The 24,676-nt window shown below is 39.8% G+C and carries 17 protein-coding genes, 14 tRNA genes and 3 rRNA genes; 7 read left to right on the forward strand and 27 right to left on the reverse strand.

The window, feature by feature from the left end:
- The first annotated feature begins 76 nt into the window (after positions 1-76).
- Positions 77-1,510 carry a cytosine permease gene (locus NSQ77_RS04470; RefSeq protein ID WP_339229081.1) on the forward strand — a complete coding sequence of 478 codons (1,434 nt, stop codon included), beginning with the start codon at positions 77-79 and terminating at the stop codon, positions 1,508-1,510.
- A gap of 581 nt (positions 1,511-2,091) precedes the next feature.
- Here NSQ77_RS04470 and NSQ77_RS04475 read toward each other — a convergent pair.
- Positions 2,092-2,361, reverse strand: a complete 270-nt coding sequence (locus NSQ77_RS04475) for a hypothetical protein (RefSeq protein WP_339229083.1) — start codon at positions 2,359-2,361, stop codon at positions 2,092-2,094.
- A 145-nt stretch (positions 2,362-2,506) separates the two neighbouring features.
- Here NSQ77_RS04475 and NSQ77_RS04480 point away from each other — a divergent pair, with 145 nt between their 5' ends.
- Positions 2,507-2,893 (forward strand): DUF3888 domain-containing protein, encoded by a 387-nt coding sequence (locus NSQ77_RS04480; RefSeq protein ID WP_339229085.1) that lies wholly within the window; start codon positions 2,507-2,509, stop codon positions 2,891-2,893.
- 254 nt (positions 2,894-3,147) lie between these two features.
- On the opposite strand, the gene NSQ77_RS04485 is transcribed toward NSQ77_RS04480, so the two are convergent.
- Positions 3,148-3,621, reverse strand: a complete 474-nt coding sequence (locus tag NSQ77_RS04485; RefSeq protein WP_339229087.1) for a VOC family protein — start codon at positions 3,619-3,621, stop codon at positions 3,148-3,150.
- A gap of 181 nt (positions 3,622-3,802) precedes the next feature.
- Complete coding sequence (locus NSQ77_RS04490) at positions 3,803-6,079, reverse strand: ATP-binding cassette domain-containing protein (protein ID WP_339229088.1); 2,277 nt, start codon at positions 6,077-6,079, stop codon at positions 3,803-3,805.
- Positions 6,080-6,664: 585 nt separating this feature from the next.
- Between NSQ77_RS04490 and NSQ77_RS04495 the strand changes: the two genes are divergently transcribed.
- Both NSQ77_RS04495 and NSQ77_RS04500 read left to right on the forward strand, forming a co-directional pair.
- Positions 6,665-7,114 carry a hypothetical protein gene (locus tag NSQ77_RS04495; protein ID WP_339229090.1) on the forward strand — a complete coding sequence of 150 codons (450 nt, stop codon included), beginning with the start codon at positions 6,665-6,667 and terminating at the stop codon, positions 7,112-7,114.
- Positions 7,115-7,165: 51 nt separating this feature from the next.
- Positions 7,166-7,684, forward strand: a complete 519-nt coding sequence (locus NSQ77_RS04500) for a hypothetical protein (RefSeq protein ID WP_339229092.1) — start codon at positions 7,166-7,168, stop codon at positions 7,682-7,684.
- Between the two features lie 321 nt (positions 7,685-8,005).
- Here NSQ77_RS04500 and NSQ77_RS04505 read toward each other — a convergent pair.
- The 18 genes from NSQ77_RS04505 to NSQ77_RS04590 all read right to left on the reverse strand — a co-directional run bounded on the left by NSQ77_RS04505 (position 8,006) and on the right by NSQ77_RS04590 (position 15,642).
- Positions 8,006-8,089: transfer RNA gene (locus tag NSQ77_RS04505), tRNA-Leu, on the reverse strand.
- A 3-nt stretch (positions 8,090-8,092) separates the two neighbouring features.
- Positions 8,093-8,166: transfer RNA gene (locus NSQ77_RS04510), tRNA-Cys, on the reverse strand.
- A gap of 9 nt (positions 8,167-8,175) precedes the next feature.
- Positions 8,176-8,250, reverse strand: a tRNA-Gly gene (locus NSQ77_RS04515).
- 3 nt (positions 8,251-8,253) lie between these two features.
- Positions 8,254-8,328, reverse strand: a tRNA-Gln gene (locus NSQ77_RS04520).
- A gap of 18 nt (positions 8,329-8,346) precedes the next feature.
- Positions 8,347-8,419, reverse strand: a tRNA-His gene (locus NSQ77_RS04525).
- 16 nt (positions 8,420-8,435) lie between these two features.
- Positions 8,436-8,509, reverse strand: a tRNA-Trp gene (locus NSQ77_RS04530).
- Between the two features lie 10 nt (positions 8,510-8,519).
- Positions 8,520-8,604, reverse strand: a tRNA-Tyr gene (locus tag NSQ77_RS04535).
- A gap of 17 nt (positions 8,605-8,621) precedes the next feature.
- Positions 8,622-8,697: transfer RNA gene (locus NSQ77_RS04540), tRNA-Phe, on the reverse strand.
- 13 nt (positions 8,698-8,710) lie between these two features.
- Positions 8,711-8,787: transfer RNA gene (locus NSQ77_RS04545), tRNA-Asp, on the reverse strand.
- Positions 8,788-8,792: 5 nt separating this feature from the next.
- Positions 8,793-8,869: transfer RNA gene (locus NSQ77_RS04550), tRNA-Met, on the reverse strand.
- Between the two features lie 27 nt (positions 8,870-8,896).
- Positions 8,897-8,972, reverse strand: a tRNA-Val gene (locus tag NSQ77_RS04555).
- A 4-nt stretch (positions 8,973-8,976) separates the two neighbouring features.
- Positions 8,977-9,051: transfer RNA gene (locus tag NSQ77_RS04560), tRNA-Glu, on the reverse strand.
- A gap of 16 nt (positions 9,052-9,067) precedes the next feature.
- Positions 9,068-9,159, reverse strand: a tRNA-Ser gene (locus tag NSQ77_RS04565).
- A 3-nt stretch (positions 9,160-9,162) separates the two neighbouring features.
- Positions 9,163-9,237 (reverse strand) — tRNA-Asn (locus NSQ77_RS04570).
- Positions 9,238-9,356: 119 nt separating this feature from the next.
- Positions 9,357-9,472 (reverse strand): 5S ribosomal RNA (rrf, locus tag NSQ77_RS04575).
- A 152-nt stretch (positions 9,473-9,624) separates the two neighbouring features.
- A 23S ribosomal RNA gene (locus NSQ77_RS04580) occupies positions 9,625-12,546 on the reverse strand.
- Positions 12,547-12,824: 278 nt separating this feature from the next.
- Positions 12,825-14,388, reverse strand: a 16S ribosomal RNA gene (locus NSQ77_RS04585).
- The 16S, 23S and 5S rRNA genes sit together here with 14 tRNA genes alongside, the layout of an rRNA operon.
- 366 nt (positions 14,389-14,754) lie before the next feature.
- Positions 14,755-15,642, reverse strand: a complete 888-nt coding sequence (locus tag NSQ77_RS04590; protein WP_339229094.1) for a nucleotidyltransferase-like protein — start codon at positions 15,640-15,642, stop codon at positions 14,755-14,757.
- A 126-nt stretch (positions 15,643-15,768) separates the two neighbouring features.
- On the opposite strand from NSQ77_RS04590, the gene NSQ77_RS04595 reads away from it, so the two are divergent.
- Together NSQ77_RS04595 and pabB are read left to right on the forward strand one after the other, a co-directional pair.
- Positions 15,769-16,146, forward strand: a complete 378-nt coding sequence (locus tag NSQ77_RS04595; RefSeq protein ID WP_339229096.1) for a YgzB family protein — start codon at positions 15,769-15,771, stop codon at positions 16,144-16,146.
- A gap of 126 nt (positions 16,147-16,272) precedes the next feature.
- Complete coding sequence (pabB, locus tag NSQ77_RS04600; RefSeq protein ID WP_339229097.1) at positions 16,273-18,003, forward strand: aminodeoxychorismate synthase component I; 1,731 nt, start codon at positions 16,273-16,275, stop codon at positions 18,001-18,003.
- 54 nt (positions 18,004-18,057) lie between these two features.
- On the opposite strand, the gene perR is transcribed toward pabB, so the two are convergent.
- The 5 genes from perR to NSQ77_RS04625 all read right to left on the reverse strand — a co-directional run bounded on the left by perR (position 18,058) and on the right by NSQ77_RS04625 (position 21,251).
- The gene (gene perR, locus NSQ77_RS04605; protein ID WP_095313614.1) at positions 18,058-18,501 is read right to left on the reverse strand and encodes a peroxide-responsive transcriptional repressor PerR; all 444 of its coding nucleotides are present in this window, start codon (positions 18,499-18,501) and stop codon (positions 18,058-18,060) included.
- Positions 18,502-18,669: 168 nt separating this feature from the next.
- Positions 18,670-19,227: a cob(I)yrinic acid a,c-diamide adenosyltransferase gene (locus tag NSQ77_RS04610; protein WP_339229101.1), complete on the reverse strand. Its 558-nt coding sequence runs from the start codon at positions 19,225-19,227 to the stop codon at positions 18,670-18,672.
- Between the two features lie 2 nt (positions 19,228-19,229).
- On the reverse strand, positions 19,230-20,177 hold the full coding sequence (locus tag NSQ77_RS04615; protein WP_339229103.1) for a D-2-hydroxyacid dehydrogenase: 948 nt from the start codon (positions 20,175-20,177) through the stop codon (positions 19,230-19,232).
- Between the two features lie 108 nt (positions 20,178-20,285).
- A complete protein-coding gene (gene bcp / locus NSQ77_RS04620) occupies positions 20,286-20,756 on the reverse strand; it encodes a thioredoxin-dependent thiol peroxidase (protein ID WP_339229106.1) in 471 nt (156 codons plus the stop codon).
- 60 nt (positions 20,757-20,816) lie between these two features.
- Complete coding sequence (locus NSQ77_RS04625; protein WP_339229108.1) at positions 20,817-21,251, reverse strand: ion channel; 435 nt, start codon at positions 21,249-21,251, stop codon at positions 20,817-20,819.
- Between the two features lie 179 nt (positions 21,252-21,430).
- Here NSQ77_RS04625 and NSQ77_RS04630 point away from each other — a divergent pair, with 179 nt between their 5' ends.
- Positions 21,431-22,726, forward strand: coding sequence for a glutamate-1-semialdehyde 2,1-aminomutase (locus NSQ77_RS04630; RefSeq protein ID WP_339229109.1), 1,296 nt, complete (start codon positions 21,431-21,433; stop codon positions 22,724-22,726).
- Positions 22,727-22,810: 84 nt separating this feature from the next.
- Here NSQ77_RS04630 and NSQ77_RS04635 read toward each other — a convergent pair whose 3' ends face one another.
- The gene (locus NSQ77_RS04635; RefSeq protein WP_339229111.1) at positions 22,811-24,574 is read right to left on the reverse strand and encodes an ABC transporter ATP-binding protein; all 1,764 of its coding nucleotides are present in this window, start codon (positions 24,572-24,574) and stop codon (positions 22,811-22,813) included.
- Positions 24,575-24,676 lie beyond the last annotated feature (102 nt).

The raw sequence follows: 24,676 nt of genomic DNA on the forward strand, positions 1-24,676 counted from the left end.
CTAATGTACTTATCTTATTCCTAAAAAATTTATCGCATGAAGTCTTTAGACTGTTTGCGTAATAAAGGATGATATGATGACTTTTAATCGTGAACAAATCAAGGAGAAGTATAATATAAATAAAGATTTACTTCCATCGACGGAGAAAGAAAGGACATGGAATAAAACAAATTATGCAACGACGTGGATGGGTAACGTTCATAATATACCATCATATGTGACAATTGGAGGTTTTTTTGTCCTAGGTCTCTCGGTTAATCAAGTTTTTTGGGTGATTATGATAGCCGGGGTGATCGTCGCTCTTATGTTAGTTTTGAATGGTGTTTCAGGGGCTAAATACGGCATACCCTTTTCAGTGTCATTAAGAACGTCTTATGGCGTACGGGGAGCCATTATCCCTGGATTTTTACGTGGTGTTATTTCCGCCATTATGTGGTTTAGTTTACAAACTTATGCAGGTAGTTCCGCTGTAACAGTTCTGATTGGTGAATTCTGGCCTGGTTACCTTAATCTCGGAGGTGATTGGAGTTTCTTCGGCTTAAGCTTACCTGGCATTATTTCCTTTCTTTTATTTTGGTGTTTCAACGTAGCCTTTATATTCGGGGGGATGGATCTTATAGGCAAATTCCAAAAAGTGCTATCCGTTCTTATTTACATAGTATTTATTGGGATGGCTATTTGGGCTGTATACTTAGCCGGTGGTATTGGACCAATCCTTGATTATACACCAAAAGGTATAAATGGGAATACGCTTCTCGTATTAGCCGGCTCTATAGCTGCTATAGTTGGAACATGGGCAGCCCCGATTTTAAGCATTAACGACCTTACTAAAAAGGCTAAAAAGCCTAAGGATCAAGCCATCGGTCAATCCATAGGGCTTATTATTACATTTTTGCTGTTTGCAATAGCAAGCATAGTGATTATTGTCGGATCGGAAATTGCCTTCGGTACGCCAATTTGGAATATCGTCGATGTCATTAACCGATTCGATAGTAAATTTGCAATTGCTGGTGCCGTTTTAGTAATTTGTTTATCAACAATTTCTGCAAATCTTGTTGGTAATGTTGTACCTGCAGGTTATCAGTTAGTATCATTGTCCCAATTATTCCAAAAGGAATTGCATTTCAAAACAGGAGCAATTATAGCTGCTATTATCGGTTTATTTTTATTCCCATGGAAGCTGATGGAGAATCCAACTAGTATTTATGCCTTTTTAAATTTTGTTGGCGCAATATTAGGTCCAGTCACAGGTATCATGCTGGCGGATTATTATATTATTCGTCGGAGAAAAATTAATTTAAATGCCCTTTATGAGCCTAAAAGCGACTATTTTTTTCGAAAAGGCTTTAATATCCGGGCAATCATAATTACAATTATTTCAGTTATTGTTACATTAATTGGTGCGTTCGTAGATGTATTAGAGCCCCTCTATAATTTATCATGGTTTGTAGGTACAGGATTGGCTTTTATTTTATACATTGCTTTTCGTCCAAAGAGAAGGGAAGCATAAGGACTGTCCTTTCAATTTCTTCTTTCGTAAAAGCATCCATTTTTATTTGGCGTCATTTTCCCATTTACCCGATGTTAATAGAGCTCTTTTGAGTTAATAAACGTCTTGAATCCAATGATATCTGCCAAATAAAATACTCATGGCAACCGTTATTTGCCATTTGCTTTAACCACTGTTCTTCCTTTCAAAGTCGATAAAAATTAAACTTCTGCATGCTCAACGCCTCCAATTTCTGATGCAATGGGCAGCAGAAAATTATCGATAGTATGGTCTCATCACAGATAGAAGTTTAAGAATCAACACTATTTTTTTTCCTTTTTTTACTCCAATCATAAGGTATATTTGCCCACTCAAAAAAAACATAGAATAAATACACAAAAACAGATAATAAAAGGTTATTAATCCATTCTACAGTGTCATTAAAAATCAATTGATATACTGAAAAACATACAAAGTATAATATTGGATATCCAATATTACGTTTAAGCATCTTGACCTCCTATAAAACTCTTATTTGGCGATAACCATTATTTTTTAATACAACTTTCTCTTCTTTGGGCCAACCAAATCGTTGAAAAAGTTTAAATAAACATTGCTATTGGAAAGGTAATTATCATTCCTGCTGGCACGGATAACCACATCATCTTTATTGCAATATGGAGTTTCTTAAAAATAAGATATAGTACACCGACTAACCAGAACGCTAAAATAACGAAGAATATTGGGGCTGCAAAAGTATCGTTTGTATAATTTTCCGAGATGGCACCAGAAGCCATAAATAGAGTAAATATAAATGTAATAATACCACTAAAAATAGTGTGAAGAAAAATTGTCTTCTTGTTGATTTTCAAAATCTCCCTCCTATTTTTAAACTTTTGTTGTTCTGCACTTTTCCAAGTAAAACTCCAGTTAACAATAACATTAATTAGCAATAATACTTATCATTAATTAGGTAAATATATCATTATAAGGTTTATTAAAAGAGGTGTTATTTTTTTGAAAAAAGCAGTCGTTATCTTTTCAGCTCTATTTCTTATTCTTATGTTCTCAACTCCAACGTTTGCTTCTGATCAATCTGCCTACGAAAAGGCATTGCTTTCCCTATTATGGGAAGATATTGATAGAGCTGTTGTTGAATACTATGACATTAAAGATGTCCAATATTTCGATGAAAAAATATTAGACTTAAAAATGAAAAATACACTTGATTTTGAAATCACAATCCAACTCGCTGCATTTATAGGTGCACACAACACGATTGGAACCGATACACTTACATTTGTACAAGAAGCACCTGATAAGCTAAAATTAGTTCATTACAAACATACTCCGTCAAAAGAAAAAAAGGAAATATTAGAATGGTATTTTAAAAATCATTCATAAATAACCGATTTTTATGCTGCCTTTTTCAACTAACCCGCCAGTTCTTCATAAAGTTACCTTACCATATATTGGTGATTTCGAAAAATATTCTTTGGCATTATTATGACGACTTTTGTTATTTTGTCAGCCAAATTTAATGAATCTTTTTAAGACTGCTTAAGCTGGAACCCTTTAGAAAAATATCTGCAGCTTTACATAAATATCTAATTTAGTAATTCTTAATCCTGTCAATACAAGTAAATATGCTTTAACGTTTATTCCTTATTCGCATACATTGTCTCCGTGCTATGACTATAGAGTTCAATAATATTTCCAAATGGATCTTCACAATAGACTAAATAGTAAGGCTTGCCTTCCCATGTATTCCAAATATCGCTCCGCTTTTTCCCACCTGACATTTCAATTTTATCGGCAAGCCCTTCTATATCATCCGCTATTAAACATATATGAAAATAACCCTGATAACCTTGTTTTTCTTTGTTTTCAATTTTTGGTTCCTGAAATTCAAACAACTCGAGACCAACCTGATTTTGCGAAATCAAATGAGCATTCCTCATTTTTTTAATGTTTTTACCCAATAAGTCATTGGTCATATTAGGTTTCTTTTCTAGCTCTGAGACAAAGGTATATGGCCCAGCAATTAATTTAAAATCCAAGACCTCCCAATACCATTTGATAGCAGCCTCAATATCAGGAACTGATAACCCTATATGTGTAATTGCTGTCATTAAATATCCCTCCTGAGGAACTAATTCCCTTGAAACGTGACTATCACTCCACGAATTTTGTCTAAGGATTCAGTTGCAAAAAGCCATTAATCTGCTATAGATTAATGGCTCCAGGATGTCACTATTTTTACTCTCACGATTTTATAGCATGGAAAAATAGGATATATTTAAAATGCGTACACTAGTCAGGATTTTTAAATCCATCCTTTAACCATTTCGCTGTCAATGTTTCTGCATATAACATCTCTTCTGGTGTGCCTTCAAATATAATTTTACCGCCTTGCTTTCCTCCTCCTGAACCCAATTCTATTACCCAGTCGCTTGCTGCTATAAAGTCTAAATTGTGTTCGATTATGATAACAGAGTTACCTTTATTTACAAGATTTTGAAATACATCTAAGAGTTTTCCATTATCTTTTGTGTGTAATCCTAAGGATGGCTCGTCCAACAGATAGATTTGTCCTTCCTTTTGTAAGTGGCTTGCAAGTTTCAATCGCTGGGTTTCTCCTCCGCTTAGGGAACTTGTCGTTTGCCCTAGCGTTAAATACTCTAACCCAACCTCTTTTAGTGTGTTTACCCTTTTTATGATTTTTGGTATTTTGAAATAATTCATAGCCTGATCTATCGTTAATTGTAAAATCTCTATTATATTTTTACCCTGATATCGGTAAGACAGCGCTTCGTCGGAATATCGCGTTCCATCACATGCTTCACATTCAATTGTTACAGGATCTGCAAATGCTACATCGGGGGTAATGACCCCTTTTCCTTTGCAGACAGGACATGCTCCTAAAGAGTTAAAGCTGAATAAACCGGCTGGCTGTCCTGTTTCCTTTGAAAATATGGAACGAATATCATCCATTATCCCCATATAAGTAGCGAGTGTCGAACGGCTGGAGATACCTATACTTCTTTGTCCTACCATGATTGTTTCCGGATAGCTTTCAGAGAATGCTTCCATCATTAAAGAGCTTTTACCTGAACCAGATACGCCACATATAGAGACTAAAACATTTTTAGGAATTGTTACATTTATGTTTTTTAAGTTATGATTACTTGCTCTAATTATTGTAAAATAATCATTGCTATTCCTTGGATTTTTGTTTATGTTCAGCTTGTGATTCAGTAGCGCTGCAGTTGGAGATTCTTTTAGTTCTGCCAATTTTCCTTGGTAGACAACTTCCCCTCCATCTACACCTGCTCCAGGACCCATTTCTATTATTTCATCCGCTGCTTTTATTACAGATAAATCGTGTTCAATTATAATTACCGTGTTATGCTGCTCTTTCAGACTTTTCAGCATCTGTATTAACATATCCACTTCTTCTGGATGAAGCCCTGCACTCGGTTCATCGAAAATATAGGTGATATTATTTAGACTGCTTCCTAAATGGCGGGCAATCTTTACTCTTTGAGCTTCACCACCAGACAATGTCCCCATTTTCCTTGATAGGCTCAAATAGCCTAATCCCATTTCAACTAGTTGTTTAATATGCGGGATTGCTTGGTGTGCTATCGCTTCTCCCATAGAATCTTTTATGTTCCCTAGTTCCTTTAGTAATTCTGTAAGCTCTAATTGATCATATTCTGCGATGTTCAGCCCGTCTATTCTGCATTCTAATACCTTCGGATTTAAACCTGAACCTTGACACGTTGGACATAATGAATGGGTTGATACTGCTAAGACGTCATCTTGGGTTACTCCTTTTAGCTTTGTAATATCTCTGTTGATATAAAGACGCGTAAATCTGGGCAATAACCCATCCCAATCATGTTTTTGAGGTCCATGTTTTGTGTGAAATGGTGCATTGACTTTTTCACCTGCTCGAGGACCATATAATAGTAAATGGCGTTTTTCCTCCGGGTAGTCTTTTATTGGTATATCTGGATCAAATAATCCACAGGTCATCATCCAGTTACCCTGCCAACCCGACGGCGATAATGGCTTAAACCTTACTGCATAATCTCGAAGCGACTTATCAAAATCGATAATCTTATTTAAGTCTGGGGCAACTACTTCTCCAAATCCACTGCATTCTGGACATCTCCCAAAGGAACTATGGCTCGAAAATTCGGTTGCAGAACCAATTGACGGCTTTCCTATTCTTGAAAACAAAAGTCTAATCAATGGATCTATATCCATATAAGTACCGACAGTTGATCGGGAATTTCCTCCTAAAGGTCTTTGTTCCACTACGACAACCGGGCTTAAATTCTGCATAAGATCTGCTTGGGGTCTCTCGTATCTTGGCATTTGATATCTGACATAGTGAGGGTAGTTTAAAATCATTAGCCTTCTGCTTTCTGTAGCTAATGTATCAAATACAACGGAGCTTTTTCCTGAGCCTGAAAGACCAGTAAATACAATAATTTTTCCTTTTGGTATGTTTAAATCTATGTTTTTTAGATTATTCTCTTTAAGCCCTCTTAAAATAATTTCATCTTTTACTTCAAACATTTTGTCATCCTTCCTTTTAGTTCACTACAAGTCTAACCAAAATTGGATTAAAAATAATTGCTAAAAGTTTGTAAAGAAGTCCCGCGCAAGATCAATAGATTAATATGTTCTAACATAATCAAAACAGGTGCAGGTGCCAGTACTTTTACTTTATACATACAACCAAAAAAAAGCGAGTTCTAAATGCTGATTAGAGATCGCTTTTTTTCAACAATAGTCTGGGAGTGACAGACACCTGTCTGAATTTATGATCCAATTTATCCATAGAAATCCCCTCCTCAATTCTATTTTAGTAATCCGGCTTTTTGGATAGTTCATCTAAAATCCGTTTATCCGTATTAGCAATACATTACAAGAATTCCTTAAATAAAGTAAAAAGAACAAAAGACTTTATTCCGATTCCCTGCAACTCCAAAACGGCTTTTATGATATAATTACACGTCTCTCTGAGGGAATTAATATTTAGCAATGATTTCAAACTTATGTTCCTAACGCCATTTGCCAGTGTTCCATATAACTCATACATAAATCTGTTTAGATTTGTTAATGATAGGAAAACACATGAAAAATAGGAAGTGATTATTCATGGTTTTTATACTCATTTCTATCCTCATTTTTAGTATAATTATTTACTTTATGCCAAAGCGAATGACGTTAATGGAGATGTATGCAACTTCATGGTTTGCATTAACGTTTGTATTAACTGTCGATTCATACCTTGCCTTAAAACATGACCTTTACGGTTATTTTTTTAAAGATTATTTTGACTATAGAACGTTAATTGTTCATTTTGGTGTTTATCCAACTTACAACGCTATTTTCCTGAATTTTTTCCCTAAAAATAGGTGGAATCAATTGTTCTATATTCTGCTTCATTCATTAATTTTGATCGGATATGAATGGGCAACAATTCAAGCTGGTGCGTTTCATTATAAGAATTGGGAAACATGGTATTCAGCTCTGGCTTATCCAATCATATTGTTGATTCTTTATCTGAACTTAAAAGTGCTAAGATTATTGAAGAATAAGAACTAACTTTTATTGCATCCCAAATATGTTCCATCTCAATAGAAGGGTTTAATGAAGATGAAAAATACAAATGAATATAAATCCCCTATCGCCGCTTTATTATGGTCTGTCATGATGACAGGTTTCGGGCAATTTTATAATGGACAATATATTTTTGGTGCATTACTTTTCATATTTGAAATTGCTGCAAACGGACTATCTAGTTTAAATATGTCCATTTTACACTCCTTCCACGGCAATACACAGCAAGCGCACGATGTTTTCGATCATCAATGGGGGTTATTCTATCCTTCCTCATACGCTTTTTCAATCTGGCAAGCATATAACAAAGCAATCGTCATTAATTGTCAGCAAGAGAAAAGAGATTATCCTAAAGAGACATACTTAACTGGTTTTTTTATTTTATTTGTTATCGGTATGAATTTAGGTGTGTACTACCATCACCATTTATTAAGTGGTATTCCCTTTTTTTCTAGTCCGATATTTAATGGATTATCCTGGGGATTTTTATTTGGTATTACTGGTCATTTTGCTGAAAAATATATAAAAGCAAAAAGAAATATAGGTAAAGATTAATTTTGATTACCTAATAAGAGGGGATAGCTCTGCCGCTGGTTATGATTGTCATTAATGTTCTAACCCCTTCATCAATTGTTGCTTTAAATTTCTAACTGGACAATCATTTTCTTTATGACTCATCTCTAATAATTTATTTCCCTTTTTACTATGAAATCTTCAAGTGTGATTTTTATTCCAAGGATAATCTGTAAATTCAATGCTAACAGATTAAGTAGTCAGCCTGATAGAATGCTATACGTGGGATTTTGAGTTTCGTGCTGAAAGCAAAAAAAGACTTTCAACAATTATGTTGAAAGTCTTTATAATATTTACTTTAGATACCGGTGGTCGGGGTCGAACCGACACGTCCCAGGGGACACGGGATTTTGAGTCCCGCGCGTCTGCCAATTCCGCCACACCGGCATTTGGAGGCGGTAACCGGATTTGAACCGGTGATAAAGGTTTTGCAGACCTCTGCCTTACCACTTGGCTATACCGCCAAAAATAAATGGAGCGGAAGACGGGATTCGAACCCGCGACCCCCACCTTGGCAAGGTGGTGTTCTACCACTGAACTACTTCCGCGAATGGCTGGGCCACTAGGATTCGAACCTAGGATACACGGGATCAAAACCCGATGCCTTACCGCTTGGCTATGGCCCAATCAATTATTATATGAAGGGCGATCGATGGGGATCGAACCCACGTATGCCGGAGCCACAATCCGGTGCGTTAACCACTTCGCCACGATCGCCATATAAAGTTGTAAATGGCAGGGGTAGTAGGAATCGAACCCACATCAAAGGTTTTGGAGACCTTCGTTTTACCATTAAACTATACCCCTACAATTTAAATGGTGGAGGGGGGCAGATTCGAACTGCCGAACCCTGAGGGAGCGGATTTACAGTCCGCCGCGTTTAGCCACTTCGCTACCCCTCCAACTAAATTGAAGTAAATGGTGGCTCGGGACGGAATCGAACCGCCGACACACGGATTTTCAGTCCGTTGCTCTACCGACTGAGCTACCGAGCCATTTTATTTTAAATGGCGGTCCGGACGGGACTCGAACCCGCGACCTCCTGCGTGACAGGCAGGCATTCTAACCAACTGAACTACCGGACCATTTTTGGTTGCGGGGGCAGGATTTGAACCTACGACCTTTGGGTTATGAGCCCAACGAGCTACCAGACTGCTCCACCCCGCGATAGGAATGATTTATCTTGTTTGAAGATGGTGGAGGATGCAGGGCTCGAACCTGCGACCCCCTGCTTGTAAGGCAGGTGCTCTCCCAGCTGAGCTAATCCTCCGTATTGGTGACCCGTACGGGATTCGAACCCGTGTTACCGCCGTGAAAGGGCGGTGTCTTAACCGCTTGACCAACGGGCCTTTTCTATGTAAATTGTGGCGGAGAGCGAGGGATTCGAACCCTCGAGGCCGCGTAAACGGCCTACACGATTTCCAATCGTGCTCCTTCGGCCACTCGGACAGCTCTCCATATGGCTCCACAGGTAGGATTCGAACCTACGACCGATCGGTTAACAGCCGATTGCTCTACCACTGAGCTACTGTGGAATAATCCAAATTGAAATCTACTTGGTTCTTCAGACATAAATTGCTCGTCCTACCAAATGAGATATTTTAGAGTAGCTTCATTCCTATTATATATCTGATATATAGTAAGGAATTTACTTGCCTGGCGGCGTCCTACTCTTGCAGGGACAAAGTCCCAACTACCATCGGCGCTGAAGAGCTTAACTTCTGTGTTCGGTATGGGAACAGGTGTGGCCTCTTCGCTATTGCTACCAGACAATTCAATTATCACCCAAGTGTACCTCAAGAAAATCAGTGACAACCAATATTATAATCGTTTTTAGAAAAAAATCAAGTATAAAGTTGTTACTTTATAAGGTTTATACCTTAAAAACTAAATAAGAGTAAACCAGACATCAAATAAAGAAGTTAGTTAAGTCCTCGATCGATTAGTATCCGTAAGCTCCACGTGTCACCACGCTTCCACACCGAACCTATCAACCTCATCGTCTCTGAGGGATCTTACTCACTCGAAGTGATGGGAAGTCTCATCTTGAGGGGGGCTTCATGCTTAGATGCTTTCAGCACTTATCCTTTCCACACGTAGCTACCCAGCAATGCTCCTGGCGGAACAACTGGTACACCAGCGGTGTGTCCATCCCGGTCCTCTCGTACTAAGGACAGCTCCTCTCAAACTTCCAACGCCCACGACGGATAGGGACCGAACTGTCTCACGACGTTCTGAACCCAGCTCGCGTACCGCTTTAATGGGCGAACAGCCCAACCCTTGGGACCGACTACAGCCCCAGGATGCGATGAGCCGACATCGAGGTGCCAAACCTCCCCGTCGATGTGAACTCTTGGGGGAGATAAGCCTGTTATCCCCGGGGTAGCTTTTATCCGTTGAGCGATGGCCCTTCCATGCGGAACCACCGGATCACTAAGCCCGACTTTCGTCCCTGCTCGACTTGTAGGTCTCGCAGTCAAGCTCCCTTCTGCCTTTACACTCTTCGAATGATTTCCAACCATTCTGAGGGAACCTTTGGGCGCCTCCGTTACCTTTTGGGAGGCGACCGCCCCAGTCAAACTGCCCGCCTGACACTGTCTCCGAACCGGATCACGGTCCTGGGTTAGAATGTCCATACAGCCAGGGTGGTATCCCACGGATGCCTCACCGTAAGCTAGCGCTCACGAGTCCAAGGCTCCCACCTATCCTGTACAAGCTGCACAGACATTCAATATCAGGCTACAGTAAAGCTCCACGGGGTCTTTCCGTCCTGTCGCGGGTAATGCGCATCTTCACGCATAGTATAATTTCACCGGGTCTCTCGTTGAGACAGTGCCCAAGTCGTTGCACCTTTCGTGCGGGTCGGAACTTACCCGACAAGGAATTTCGCTACCTTAGGACCGTTATAGTTACGGCCGCCGTTTACTGGGGCTTCGGTTCAAAGCTTCGGGCTAAAAGCCCTAACCCTTCCCCTTAACCTTCCAGCACCGGGCAGGTGTCAGCCCCTATACTTCGCCTTTCGGCTTCGCAGAGACCTGTGTTTTTGCTAAACAGTCGCTTGGGCCTATTCACTGCGGCTCCTCCATAAAGGAGCACCCCTTCTCCCGAAGTTACGGGGTCATTTTGCCGAGTTCCTTAACGAGAGTTCTCCCGCTCACCTTAGGATTCTCTCCTCGCCTACCTGTGTCGGTTTGCGGTACGGGCACCTATGATCTAACTAGAGGCTTTTCTTGGCAGTGTGAAATCAGGAACTTCGGTACTAGAGTTTCCCTCCCCATCACAGCTTGAAATTGCCAGACGGATTTGCCTATCTGACTTTCTCACTGCTTGGGCGCACCTATCCATCAGTGCGCATTCCTTATCCTTCTGCGTCCCCCCATCGCTCAAACAATCATGAGGTGGTACAGGAATATCTACCTGTTGTCCATCGCCTACGCCTTTCGGCCTCGGCTTAGGTCCCGACTAACCCTGAGAGGACGAGCCTTCCTCAGGAAACCTTAGGCATTCGGTGAAAGAGATTCTCACTCTTTTTTCGCTACTCATACCGGCATTCTCACTTCTAAGCGCTCCACCAGTCCTCACGGTCTGACTTCACAGCACTTAGAACGCTCTCCTACCATTGTTCGTAAGAACAATCCGCAGCTTCGGTGATACGTTTAGCCCCGGTACATTTTCGGCGCAGAGTCACTCGACCAGTGAGCTATTACGCACTCTTTAAATGATGGCTGCTTCTAAGCCAACATCCTGGTTGTCTGGGCAACTCCACATCCTTTTCCACTTAACGTATACTTTGGGACCTTAGCTGGCGGTCTGGGCTGTTTCCCTTTCGACTATGAACCTTATCACCCATAGTCTGACTCCCAAGTAAAAGTAACTGGCATTCGGAGTTTGACTGAATTCGGTAACCCGGTGAGGGCCCCTAGTCCAATCAGTGCTCTACCTCCAGTACTCTATTTCTTGAGGCTAGCCCTAAAGCTATTTCGGAGAGAACCAGCTATCTCCGTGTTCGATTGGCATTTCACCCCTACCCACACCTCATCCCCGCATTTTTCAACATACGTGGGTTCGGGCCTCCAGTCAGTGTTACCTGACCTTCACCCTGGACATGGGTAGATCACACGGTTTCGGGTCTACGACCGCATACTCATTCGCCCTATTCAGACTCGCTTTCGCTGCGGCTCCGTGTCTTCCACTTAACCTTGCATACGATCGTAACTCGCCGGTCCATTCTACAAAAGGTACGCCGTTACCCATTAACGGGCTTCGACTACTTGTAGGCACACGGTTTCAGGTTCTATTTCACTCCCCTCCCGGGGTGCTTTTCACCTTTCCCTCACGGTACTGGTTCACTATCGGTCACTAGGGAGTATTTAGCCTTGGGAGATGGTCCTCCCGGATTCCGACGGAATTTCACGTGTTCCGCCGTACTCAGGATACACTCCGGAGAGAATTCCTTTTCAATTACAGGGCTCTTACCTTCTTTGGCTGACCGTTCCAGGTCGATTCGTTTAAAGAATTCCTTGGTAACTCCAATGGAATGTCCTACAACCCCAGAAAGCAAGCTTTCTGGTTTGGGCTCTTTCCGTTTCGCTCGCCGCTACTCAGGAAATCGATTTTTCTTTCTCTTCCTCCGGGTACTGAGATGTTTCAGTTCCCCGGGTCTACCTCATGCACCCTATGTATTCAGATGCATGTACTGTTCCATTACGAACAGTGGGTTCCCCCATTCGGAAATCCCCGGATCAAAGTTTACTTACAACTCCCCGAGGCATATCGGTGTTAGTCCCGTCCTTCATCGGCTCCTAGTGCCAAGGCATCCACCGTGCGCCCTTATTCACTTAACTAAGTTACAGTAAATAAGCGTACTAATTATTAGCCTTGCTTTATTTAATCCAGCTTCAGCTCCTGAGAACAGTCGCTTCAGCCTTTTACATTAATATTGATGTCGTTGTTACTCTTATTTAGTTTTCAAGGTACAAATAGAGAGATTTGCTCTCTCAAAACTGAACCAAACAACACAGTATGTCGGGCCTACAGGATGTAGGTCATGCCGATGTTGCCACAGGACGTGGCGATCTTAATCGGCCTTCCTTAACCCGTAGGGTTCCGTAATAATCCTTAGAAAGGAGGTGATCCAGCCGCACCTTCCGATACGGCTACCTTGTTACGACTTCACCCCAATCATTAGTCCCACCTTCGGCGGCTGGCTCCAAAAGGTTACCTCACCGACTTCGGGTGTTACCAACTCTCGTGGTGTGACGGGCGGTGTGTACAAGGCCCGGGAACGTATTCACCGCGGCATGCTGATCCGCGATTACTAGCGATTCCGGCTTCATGTAGGCGAGTTGCAGCCTACAATCCGAACTGAGAATGGTTTTATGGGATTGGCTTGACCTCGCGGGTTCGCTTCCCTTTGTTCCATCCATTGTAGCACGTGTGTAGCCCAGGTCATAAGGGGCATGATGATTTGACGTCATCCCCACCTTCCTCCGGTTTGTCACCGGCAGTCACCTTAGAGTGCCCAACTAAATGCTGGCAACTAAGATCAAGGGTTGCGCTCGTTGCGGGACTTAACCCAACATCTCACGACACGAGCTGACGACAACCATGCACCACCTGTCACTCTGTCCCCGAAGGGAAAGCTCTATCTCTAGAGTTGTCAGAGGATGTCAAGACCTGGTAAGGTTCTTCGCGTTGCTTCGAATTAAACCACATGCTCCACCGCTTGTGCGGGCCCCCGTCAATTCTTTTGAGTTTCAGCCTTGCGGCCGTACTCCCCAGGCGGAGTGCTTAATGCGTTAACTTCAGCACTAAGGGGCGGAAACCCCCTAACACCTAGCACTCATCGTTTACGGCGTGGACTACCAGGGTATCTAATCCTGTTCGCTACCCACGCTTTCGCTCCTCAGCGTCAGTTACAGACCAGAGAGTCGCCTTCGCCACTGGTGTTCCTCCACATCTCTACGCATTTCACCGCTACACGTGGAATTCCACTCTCCTCTTCTGTACTCAAGTCCTCCAGTTTCCAATGACCCTCCACGGTTAAGCCGTGGGCTTTCACATCAGACTTAAAAGACCGCCTGCGAGCGCTTTACGCCCAATAATTCCGGACAACGCTTGCCACCTACGTATTACCGCGGCTGCTGGCACGTAGTTAGCCGTGGCTTTCTGGTTAGGTACCGTCAAGGCTGGGTCAGTTACTACCCAACTTATTCTTCCCTAACAACAGAGTTTTACGATCCGAAAACCTTCATCACTCACGCGGCGTTGCTCCGTCAGACTTTCGTCCATTGCGGAAGATTCCCTACTGCTGCCTCCCGTAGGAGTCTGGGCCGTGTCTCAGTCCCAGTGTGGCCGATCACCCTCTCAGGTCGGCTACGCATCGTCGCCTTGGTGAGCCGTTACCCCACCAACTAGCTAATGCGCCGCGGGCCCATCTGTAAGTGACAGCCGAAACCGTCTTTTATCTTCTCACCATGAGATGAAAAGTATTATCCGGTATTAGCTCACGTTTCCGCGAGTTATCCCGATCTTACAGGCAGGTTGCCCACGTGTTACTCACCCGTCCGCCGCTCATTCCACAAACATCACCTCAGATGAGGGTCAGTTTGCTTCCTGCGCTCGACTTGCATGTATTAGGCACGCCGCCAGCGTTCGTCCTGAGCCAAGATCAAACTCTCCAAAAAAGTTTGTAATACTTAGCTGTTGTAGAAGCTGACTTCTACTTGTTTTAAAAAGAAAAACGAGTTTCCTTTTTCTTGACATACTGGTTGTTTTGTTCAGTTTTCAAAGAGCAAATTTGTTTGTCGCGTTGTTTAGCAGCGACTTTTCTAATATACCATAACAGTTAACGTTGTGTCAACAATTAATTTTATATTTTTTGTCGTTAATTTCTAGTGCTTTTTTGCGACGGATTTAACTTTATCACGGTTATATATTAAAGTCAACGGTTAATTTACAAAAGTTTATCAGTTTCTTAACAAATGATTTATAAAAGGGGCAGATTATTAGGTTCTGCGCTATTTTCTGCCCACTTTAACTATATATGCAAGTTAATCTTTATGTGTTACTACATCACTTATCATATATTTTCTCTGATATACACCGTGCCCTTTTGTTTGTTCGAGAACGACACTTATTATATTTTTCTCAACAAGGTAAGAAAGGATCGCGCTTAGGTCAAGTCTATATGACTGAACCTTTTCATGACTTTTTATGTCAGCATAAGACCAAGCGCTATCCTTCGTTTTCATAATATCCAACAAATGCTTAGCAGATATAATGGCACGATTATGAATAACAAAGTCCATTCCTATAATCATGAGCTCAATTCGTTTATCTACCGTTTCATTGCTTTCAATGAAAACTTCATATAATTTATATACCTCGAAATCAATTTTCTTTACTTGACTCCAAACTGTTACTTCAGGGTAGTAGCCTTTTTCTATTACAGCTAGTCTCGCTAAGTAATGAAGTGAATCAAGAATTTTACTGTGGGCATCATTAAATTCTCCTGCTTCATATAATGATTTAGCTTCACTATAGCTTTTAACTAATTTGCCAAAATCAATCATTTTCCTTAAATCACGTTTATCTTTAGGAAAGTCTCGCAGCTGCTCTTTTAAATGTGCAATGTATTCATTTCTATCAAATACTGGCTTTCCAAGAATAATCCATTCAACTGCACTTCGATACCCGCTTGTATCAATCCATTTCATTAAAATATCATTGCGTACAATATGCAGTGCTGCAGTTTTACCTTCAATTTCATAATGTTTTACATACCAGGTTTGTTCATATTCATTTACAATAATAAGTAGAATAACATCAAATTCATCCGTAACTGGACTATCGTGTTGGATTTTTTCTATTAATAATATTCCTAATGTATCGGGATTACTTGCATGTTCTTGATATATAGGTCTCAGGAAATTTTCCATTCTACTGTTTCCTCCATTTTCGAATTCTATTTAGAATAATTCGTTACATTTGATTGAAAAACCTTTTTCATAATTATTTTTTTTATATTTATGCTATACTACAGTTGTAAATTAAGGGGGATAAGCATGGCACAACAATTGGTATATTCAAGTAAAATAAATAAAATCCGTACATTTGCTTTAATTTTAGTTTTCGCAGGTATTCTATTAATGTACGCAGGTATTCTCACTAAAAATATTGAATGGTTAATGGTTATATTTTTTATATTAGGTTTACTGATGGTTGTTTTCAGCTGTGTCGTTTACGTATGGATAGGAACACTATCCCTTAAGGCGGTTCCTGTTGTTTGTCCAAACTGTGATAAGCCGACAAAAATGCTGGGTCGCGTCGATGCATGCATGCATTGCAAACAGCCATTGACAATGGATAAGAACCTGGAAGGCAAAGTATTCGATGAAAGGTATAATAAACGCAGCTATGCAAAGTCACAAAAAAGGCGTTAATTGACTGCACTTCACAAAATCCGTCGAAAACGACGGATTTTTTTACACCCAGACAAAGTATCGTATAAGTTCTTCCTATATTCATCTACTATATAACTTACGTTTTAATGAAAGGAAAGATATTCAATGGCGTCCTTATTGCATTTTGGTTTTATAAATGAGACAGGAAAAAATGCTCCCCTGCTTTTTAAAGACCCAATCAAAATCATTTCTACTTCTAATATAGATGAAGTGATTCCTTTACTAAATGAAATTGAAGCTGAAACGACTAAAGGCTACTATGCAGCAGGTTATCTTTCCTATGAAGCTGCTCCTGCATTTGAAAAAGCTTTAAAAGTTCACTCGAATCCGGTTATGCCGCTTCTCTGGTTTGGAATCTACGAGAAGCCAGAGAAGAAACGTCTCCAATCTTTTCAGGAATTTCAAACTTCAGAGTGGACAGCCCAAACATCCTTATTCGACTATAACAACTGTATTGAACAAATTAAAAATTACATTAAGCAAGGTATTACATATCAAGTTAACTATACCATTCGTATGATATCCCGGTTTTCCGGCGATTCTGTTGCGTACTATAATCAACTAACCAAAGCCCAAGCAGCTAACTATAGTGCCTATTTGAATATTGGAGATTTTACAATCGTTTCCGCTTCACCCGAATTGTTCTTTCACTTAAAAGAAGGTAAGGTTACAACAATGCCGATGAAAGGTACGATTGAAAGAGGAACTACTCCAGAAAAAGACCAGTCAAATGCAAATTGGCTTTATCATTCGAAGAAAAACCGGGCTGAAAATGTGATGATTGTTGATCTGCTGCGAAATGATTTAGGAATGATAGCAAGGCCAAACAGTGTGAAAGTGCCAAAGCTATACTCCATTGAGAAATATCCAACAGTCTATCAAATGACCTCCACAGTAACTGCGGAGGTTTCAAAAGAAAAAACAATTCTTGAGATATTTACCGCACTATTCCCTTGTGGTTCCATTACCGGAGCACCCAAAATAAGTACAATGAATATTATTAATGAACTTGAACCTGCTCCAAGAGAAGTTTATTGCGGAGCAATTGGTTACATAACCCCTGAAAAGGAGGCTATTTTTAATGTGCCAATTCGCACGGTTATGATTGATAATCAAAGTGGCGCTGCAACATACGGAATTGGTGGTGGAATTACATGGGATTCAAATGATCAAGATGAATACAAGGAAGCACTGACAAAAGCAAAAGTATTAGATGTCAAGCCAATGCAATTTCAATTATTAGAATCAATTGGGCTTGAAAATGGCACCTATTTTATTTTACAAAATCACTTAAAACGCTTGGGGAAGAGTGCCTCCTATTTTAACTTTCAGGTTGATATAGCATCTGCAAAGGAAAAACTTCAGGATTTTGCGCACTCCCATACAAATGGAAAATGGAAGGTCCGCTTGCTCTCCAATCAAAATGGTGAATTTACAATAGAGGGAACGGAAATAACTGAACTTACTGATTCTGTTCCAGTAAAACTTGCAAATACTGCAGTAAATAAGGACAATCCTTTTCTGCATTATAAAACAACACACAGAAGCATATACGTAAAAAGCAAACAGCAGCACCCCGAAGCCTTTGACGTTCTATTATGGAATCAAAAAAATGAAATTACAGAATTTACGACAGGTAATATCGTAGTAGAAATAGATAATAAATTATATACACCGCCGTTAAGTTCAGGATTGCTTGCCGGCACGTTTAGGGAAGCACTGCTTGATGAAGAGATTATTTTGGAACGAAAGCTTTTTGCTGAGGAAATATATAACGCATCTAAAATATGGCTCATTAATAGTGTTAGAAAATGGATACCTGTTCATTTAATATAATATGCCATAATAAAAAGCCAACTGTAAGTTGATAATTACAGTTGGCTTTATCAATTAGTGCTTTTGTGTTAACATTCCTTGACAACCAGGGCACTTCCCGTATACTTCAAGTCGATGATGACTAACTTCAAATCCAGTTACCTGTTCAGCTAGGGATTCTACTTCATCTAATGAAGGATAATGAAAATCAACAATCTTTCCACACGCTTCGCAAATAATATGATAATGATCAGAAGTATTGCAGTCAAACCTACTTGATGAATCTCCGTAGGTTAATTCACGAACTAATCCTACTTCTCTAAGCACACGGAGGTTATTATATACAGTTGCCACACTCATGTTAGGGAATTTCCCTTCCAACGCTTTATATATATCATCTGCTGTTGGATGAACCATCGTGTTAAGCAAGTACTCTAGAACTGCGTGCCGCTGTGGTGTGATACGGACGCCTGATTCTTTTAATGTATCAATCGCTTTCCGTAGCCTTTTTTCAGACACCGCCAAACACCTCACTTTCAAATTAATAATATATTCAATTAACAACATTATTAGATTGTAATCTTTATAATTAGTGTAACTGCTTACCTAGTGTTCTGTCAATATTAGAGGTTGTTCAAAAAAGTCCGGAAAAATGACACAAAGCTTAAGTACATTATACAAATCGAATTAAATATCCACCTTTAACGGTATTTCATCACCACCTAGCTTTTTATTAACGTATCTAGCAGCGACAAATAGAAAATCGGATAATCGATTTAAATAGGATAATACAAGATCATTTTTCAATTCGTCACCCAGACCAACCACGATACGTTCTGCTCTTCTAATAACTGTTCTCGCAGTATGCAAGGCGCTTGAAGCACTATGGCCAGACGGAAGAATAAAGTTTTTCAGTGGATCTAACTGATCGTCCCACCTGTCAATTTGGTCTTCCATTTCTTGTATATGCTCCTGCTTTAATTTCCAGTTTACTTCCTTATCAGCTGGAGTGGAAAGCTCAGCACCCACATGAAATAGAATCGTTTGTACACGATGCATCTGCTCCAAAAACTGCTCTTTCTCATCCCAGCCTTCCTGATTGAGAAAACTTAGAGCCAGACCAATGACAGAATTTGCTTCATCACATGTTCCGTAAGCCTCGACACGTAAATGATTTTTCGGCACACGTTTGCCATAAACTAATGATGTTTGTCCTTTATCTCCGGAACGTGTATAAATTCGCATTGTTAATACCCCCTAGACAAATCGATCTTATTCGTGTAATCGTCCCCACCATTTAGATATTGTTCAAGGTTTTTTGTAAAAATCTCTAATGCACGCGTAACATAATGTGGTGAAAGACCTGATATATGAGGGGTGATTGTAACTTTATCCTCTGACCAAAATGGATGGTCCTTCGGTAATGGTTCCTGTTCCGATACATCCAATACTGCATGAGCAATTTCATTTTCATGCACAGCTCTAAGGATTACTTTACTGCTTACCGCATCGCCGCGTCCCATATTTAAAAACACGCCATGATTTGGCATCGCATTAAAATGATCATCCGTAAAAAATCCGCTTGTCTCTTTCGTTCTCGGTAATACTGATACAAGAAAATCTGCTTCGGCTAATACATCTTTAAGTTTATCATTTGTAACATTTTCATCAAAATACGCTGTATTTTTCCCTCTTCTGGATACACCAATCGTTTTCATTTGAAAAGCCTTCGCAAGGCGAGCAACTTCTTGACCGATTGCACCAGTTCCTGCAATAACGATTGTTCTTCCAGTTATTTCTTTTACTTTTACAGATTTGTCCCAAAGATGGGCTTGTTCATTTTCAATCAATATTTTTTCCTGACGGTAAACTTGCAGCAGCATTGATATAGCATATTCAGCCATTTGTGTTTTATGAATACCTCTTGCATTTGTTACGAGTATTTCTTTTTCTCTAATTAGCTTAGCAGGCAATTCATCCACACCAGCGGACAGAACCATTATCCATTTAAGATTGGGTGCATATTGAATAGTTTGTTCATTGACATCACTTCCATACGTGACAAGAACCTCAGCCTCAGCTAAATATTCCTTTGTCATCTCATCACTTTCTGAGAATAAAAATCGCTGATTGGAATACTTCTGCTTTAACTTCTCTTGATGTTTATCTGAAATTTTTGCTGAAAATAAGATCATTACTATAGCCCTCCCCCTAACACTTTCTTCTATAGTAAATGATTTTAAAAAAAACGGAAAACATAAAAGCAAAACAGTCCCAATTAGGACTGTTTCATTCGGATCGATTTATGAAAGATTTTCTTTTATAAATTCCAACGCCTCTTCTACATGCCCTTTGACTCTTACTTTTCGAAATTCCTTTTGAAGCTTTCCTTCTTTATCAATGATAAACGTAGAGCGTTCGATTCCGTAATATTCCTTGCCGAAATTCTTTTTCAATTTCCACACATCAAACATCTCTGCAATTTTATGATCTTCATCAGCTAACAATAAAAATGGCAGCTCGTGTTTATTAATGAACTTCTGATGACTTTCAGCCGGGTCTGGACTAATGCCAATAATAACAGCGTCTAATTCAGCAAAACTCTCATGCTGATCACGAAAATCACAAGCTTCGGTTGTACATCCCGGTGTCATATCCTTAGGATAAAAATATAAAACAACATGCTTGCCTTTTAAATCAGATAAACTTACCTGTTCGCCAGATTGACTTGGCAGTGTAAAATCTTCTACTTGTTTTCCAATCTCTACTGTCATTTAAAATTCCCTCCCACTTAAAACATTCTACTAAAACTATATCATATCAAGATGATAGATTCATGTATCCCTGCTTCTATCCCGAGATTGGAGAATTCTTACAACAAATGCAGCAGGCAAAATATATCCAATCAAAGCTTGTGTTAAGGCAATGAACCTTCCAATTCCAACAGGCGTAATATCTCCATATCCAACTGAAAGTAAGGTAACGCCACTGAAATAAATAGAATGAATAATAGAGCCTAAAATACTTACCTGCCGCAGCTCTCCGTTTTCTACAAGAACAATTCCTTCAATAGATAATATAAAATAAATCATGCCATATCCAAACATAAGAATGATATAAATAATGAGTAAGGCCATAAAAATCTCTATCGAAAATCGGCTTTCCTTCATTTCTAAAACTGCAGCAAAGCTTTTCCCATGGAAAAAGTCAAAGAAGCTTTTTATCACGATAAGGGATATAACAATCATAATCAGCCAAGGTATTACCATTTTAGGCCCCCTCTTTTATAATAGTTATATGATATATGTATGCTTCATACTGAAAAAGCTTGTCTTAGAAAAAATGAAAATGTGAAAATTGAAGTTAACCACTTCGTAATCAATATGTATTCCATTTTATGTTATATTAGTTAATGTCAGTATGGAGAAATCAAGGGAGGATTTCAGAGATGAATTTCACAAAATCAGAAGAGCTTCATAAAGAAGCTTTGGATTATATTGTTGGAGGAGTTAATTCACCTTCTCGTGCATTTAAAGCGGTAGGCGGCGGCTCCCCTGTTTATATGGAACGTGGACAAGGTCCATATTTTTGGGACGTTGATGGAAATAAATACATAGATTATCTAGCAGCCTATGGACCAATTATAACTGGACATGCACATCCGCATATTGCTAAAGCTATTGCACATGCTGCAACTACTGGTGTTTTGTACGGTACACCAACAAAATTAGAAAATCAATTTGCTAAAATGCTAAAGGAAGCAATTCCTTCTTTGGAAAAAGTTCGTTTCAACAATTCAGGGACGGAAGCAGTTATGACAACTATCCGTGTAGCTCGTGCATATACAGGTAGAACAAAAATTATTAAATTTGCTGGCTGTTATCATGGGCATTTTGATGCGGTGCTTGTACAAGCGGGCTCAGGACCATCTACACTTGGCACCCCGGATTCAGCAGGTGTCCCTGAATCCACTGCAGCAGACGTCATTACCGTACCATTTAATGATTTAGATGCTTATAAGGAAGCTCTGAATAAATGGGGAGATCAGATTGCCGCTGTATTAGTTGAGCCAATCGTAGGAAACTTTGGAATTGTTGAACCCCACGAAGGCTTTTTGCAGGCAGTTAATGATTTAACACATGAAGCAGGGGCACTTGTTATTTACGATGAAGTAATTACTGCCTTCCGTTTCACTTATGGAAGTGCACAGCAGCTGTATGGAGTAGAGCCTGACATGACAGCAATGGGTAAAATTATCGGCGGAGGACTTCCTATTGGGGCCTACGGCGGTCGTAAAGATATTATGGAACAAGTTGCACCACTTGGGCCTGCATATCAAGCTGGAACGATGGCTGGTAATCCTGCATCAATGGCATCTGGTATTGCGTGCTTAGAAGTTTTGAAACAAGATGGCGTTTACGAAAAATTAGATCGGCTTGGAGAAATGCTGGAAAATGGTATTTTAGAACAGGCTGAAAAATATGGTGTGCCAATTACAGTCAATCGTTTGCGTGGAGCACTTACAGTATATTTTGGTGAAGAAAAGATTACGAATTATAAACAAGCTGAAGCTACAGATGGAGATGCATTTGCAACCTTCTTTAAACTAATGCTGAACCAGGGAATTAACCTGGCACCATCGAAATACGAAGCATGGTTCCTAACAACAGAGCATAAAGAATCTGATATTGCTCAAACAATTGACGCTGTTGGGCATGCCTTTAGTGTCATGGCAAGGAAATAAGAAAAGAAATAAGAAAAGAAATAACAAAACAGACAGGAAAGATTAAAATTTCCTGTCTGTTTTAATTTCCTTAACCTTAACTCTTTATTCAGACTTACTGCCTTCATCCAAGTTCTGAATTTGATACAGCTGATAATAATCCCCTTGTTTTTCCATCAATTCTTGATGCGAGCCTATTTCTGTAATCTCTCCATTTTCAATTACAACAATTCGGTCAGCATGTGTAATGGTTGCAAGGCGATGTGCAACAATAAAGGTTGTACGATCTGCGGCTAATTTTTCCATCGTTTCCTGGATTAAATGTTCACTCTCCAAGTCTAGTGCTGATGTTGCTTCATCAAAAATTAAGATAGGCGGATTTTTGAGAAATACGCGAGCTATGGCAACCCGCTGTTTTTGTCCACCTGATAATTTCACACCGCGCTCTCCTACTAACGTGTCATATCCACTTGGGAGGTTGGCAATAAAATCATGCGCATTTGCAGCCTTCGCAGCGGCAATTACTTCTTCATCCGTTGCGTTTGGATTTCCCATTCGAATATTCATAGCTATGGATTCGCTAAATAGAATATTGTCTTGTAAAACCATACCAATATTATCACGAAGCGCTCTCGCTTTCATATCACGAATATCCATTCCGTCGACTTTTATCGAGCCAGCTGTAACATCATAAAATCTAGGGATTAAACTGATCAAGGTAGACTTTCCTCCGCCACTCATCCCAACAAAGGCAATGGTTTCCCCTTCCTCCACATGCAAATTGATGTTTTCCAGCACCTGTTGCTCCTCTTCATCATATCGGAATGAAACATTTTTAAATTCAACAGCGCCATTAACTCTGCCAGGATCGATTGCATTTTCTTTATCGACAATATCATACTTTTCATTCATAAATTCAAAAACACGATCAATAGACGCGACTGCTTGAACCAATGTCGTTGATGAATTGATTAATCTGCGAAGTGGACTGTATACACGTTCTAGATATCCAACAAACGCAACCATTGTCCCCATCGTAACATTGCCTATGATGACTTGATAACCTGCAAAAGCAATAACTAAAAGCGGAGCTAGGTCGGTAATCGTATTCGTTACAGCGAATGTTTTGGCATTCCAGTTTGTATGAACAAGCGCCTTTTCGAGGAAATTCCCATTACGTTCTTCAAATTGTGTTTGTTCATATTCTTCTAAAGCAAAACTTCTCGTAACAGGCACACCTTGAACACGCTCATGTAAATGCCCTTGCACCTCGGCTAACGCCTGAGATCTTTCCCTTGTTAATTTACGAAGTCTTCCATAAAAGTATTTAATCGCAAAACCAAAGAATGGAAACAATATAATCGAAACAATCGTTAATCCAATATCCATTGATAGCATAATACCTATTGCAATTAGTATTGTTATTAAATCCAACCACACATTCATTAGTCCAGTAATGACAAAGTTCTTTGTTTGTTCGACATCATTTATTACCCGGGAAATAATTTCCCCGGTTTTTGTCTGTGAATAAAATTTCAAACTCAGCTTTTGGATATGATCGAAAAGTCTGTCCCGAATATCATATAAAACTTTATTCCCTACCCATTGTGCAAGGTATTGACGAATGTATTCAATTGGCGGCCGCAATAATAGAAATACGACAAAGGAAATTCCCATTACCCATAGTAATTTACTTATTTTATCAGCATCACTCATGTTTTCTGCAACAATGATATCATCAATCACATACTTTAAAATTAATGGCATTAATAACGGAATTCCAAATTTAATAATACCTATGAGTATTGTCCAAAGGATTTTCCACTTATACGGGGCAACAAACTTCATGTACTGCTTTACACTGCTCATATTTATCATTCCTAATCTTTTTGTTAACCTTTTTAGTAAAACTCTGTTAATGATTCTTAGAAGGTGTTCTTTGCTATCTTAGAAGCCCATCTACTTGGAGTG

The sequence above is a fragment of the Oceanobacillus sp. FSL K6-2867 genome (assembly GCF_037963145.1).
GTDB lineage: Bacteria > Bacillota > Bacilli > Bacillales > Amphibacillaceae > Oceanobacillus.

Coding starts and splice junctions, on each gene's coding strand:
- NSQ77_RS04470 (WP_339229081.1), top strand. CDS start 77: ATGACTTTTAATCGTGAACAAATCAAGGAGAAGTATAATATAAATAAA.
- NSQ77_RS04485 (WP_339229087.1), bottom strand. CDS start 3,621: ATGACAGCAATTACACATATAGGGTTATCAGTTCCTGATATTGAGGCT.
- NSQ77_RS04490 (WP_339229088.1), bottom strand. CDS start 6,079: ATGTTTGAAGTAAAAGATGAAATTATTTTAAGAGGGCTTAAAGAGAAT.
- NSQ77_RS04495 (WP_339229090.1), top strand. CDS start 6,665: ATGGTTTTTATACTCATTTCTATCCTCATTTTTAGTATAATTATTTAC.
- NSQ77_RS04500 (WP_339229092.1), top strand. CDS start 7,166: ATGAAAAATACAAATGAATATAAATCCCCTATCGCCGCTTTATTATGG.
- NSQ77_RS04590 (WP_339229094.1), bottom strand. CDS start 15,642: ATGGAAAATTTCCTGAGACCTATATATCAAGAACATGCAAGTAATCCC.
- NSQ77_RS04595 (WP_339229096.1), top strand. CDS start 15,769: ATGGCACAACAATTGGTATATTCAAGTAAAATAAATAAAATCCGTACA.
- pabB (WP_339229097.1), top strand. CDS start 16,273: ATGGCGTCCTTATTGCATTTTGGTTTTATAAATGAGACAGGAAAAAAT.
- NSQ77_RS04610 (WP_339229101.1), bottom strand. CDS start 19,227: ATGCGAATTTATACACGTTCCGGAGATAAAGGACAAACATCATTAGTT.
- NSQ77_RS04615 (WP_339229103.1), bottom strand. CDS start 20,177: ATGATCTTATTTTCAGCAAAAATTTCAGATAAACATCAAGAGAAGTTA.
- bcp (WP_339229106.1), bottom strand. CDS start 20,756: ATGACAGTAGAGATTGGAAAACAAGTAGAAGATTTTACACTGCCAAGT.
- NSQ77_RS04625 (WP_339229108.1), bottom strand. CDS start 21,251: ATGGTAATACCTTGGCTGATTATGATTGTTATATCCCTTATCGTGATA.
- NSQ77_RS04630 (WP_339229109.1), top strand. CDS start 21,431: ATGAATTTCACAAAATCAGAAGAGCTTCATAAAGAAGCTTTGGATTAT.
- NSQ77_RS04635 (WP_339229111.1), bottom strand. CDS start 24,574: ATGAGCAGTGTAAAGCAGTACATGAAGTTTGTTGCCCCGTATAAGTGG.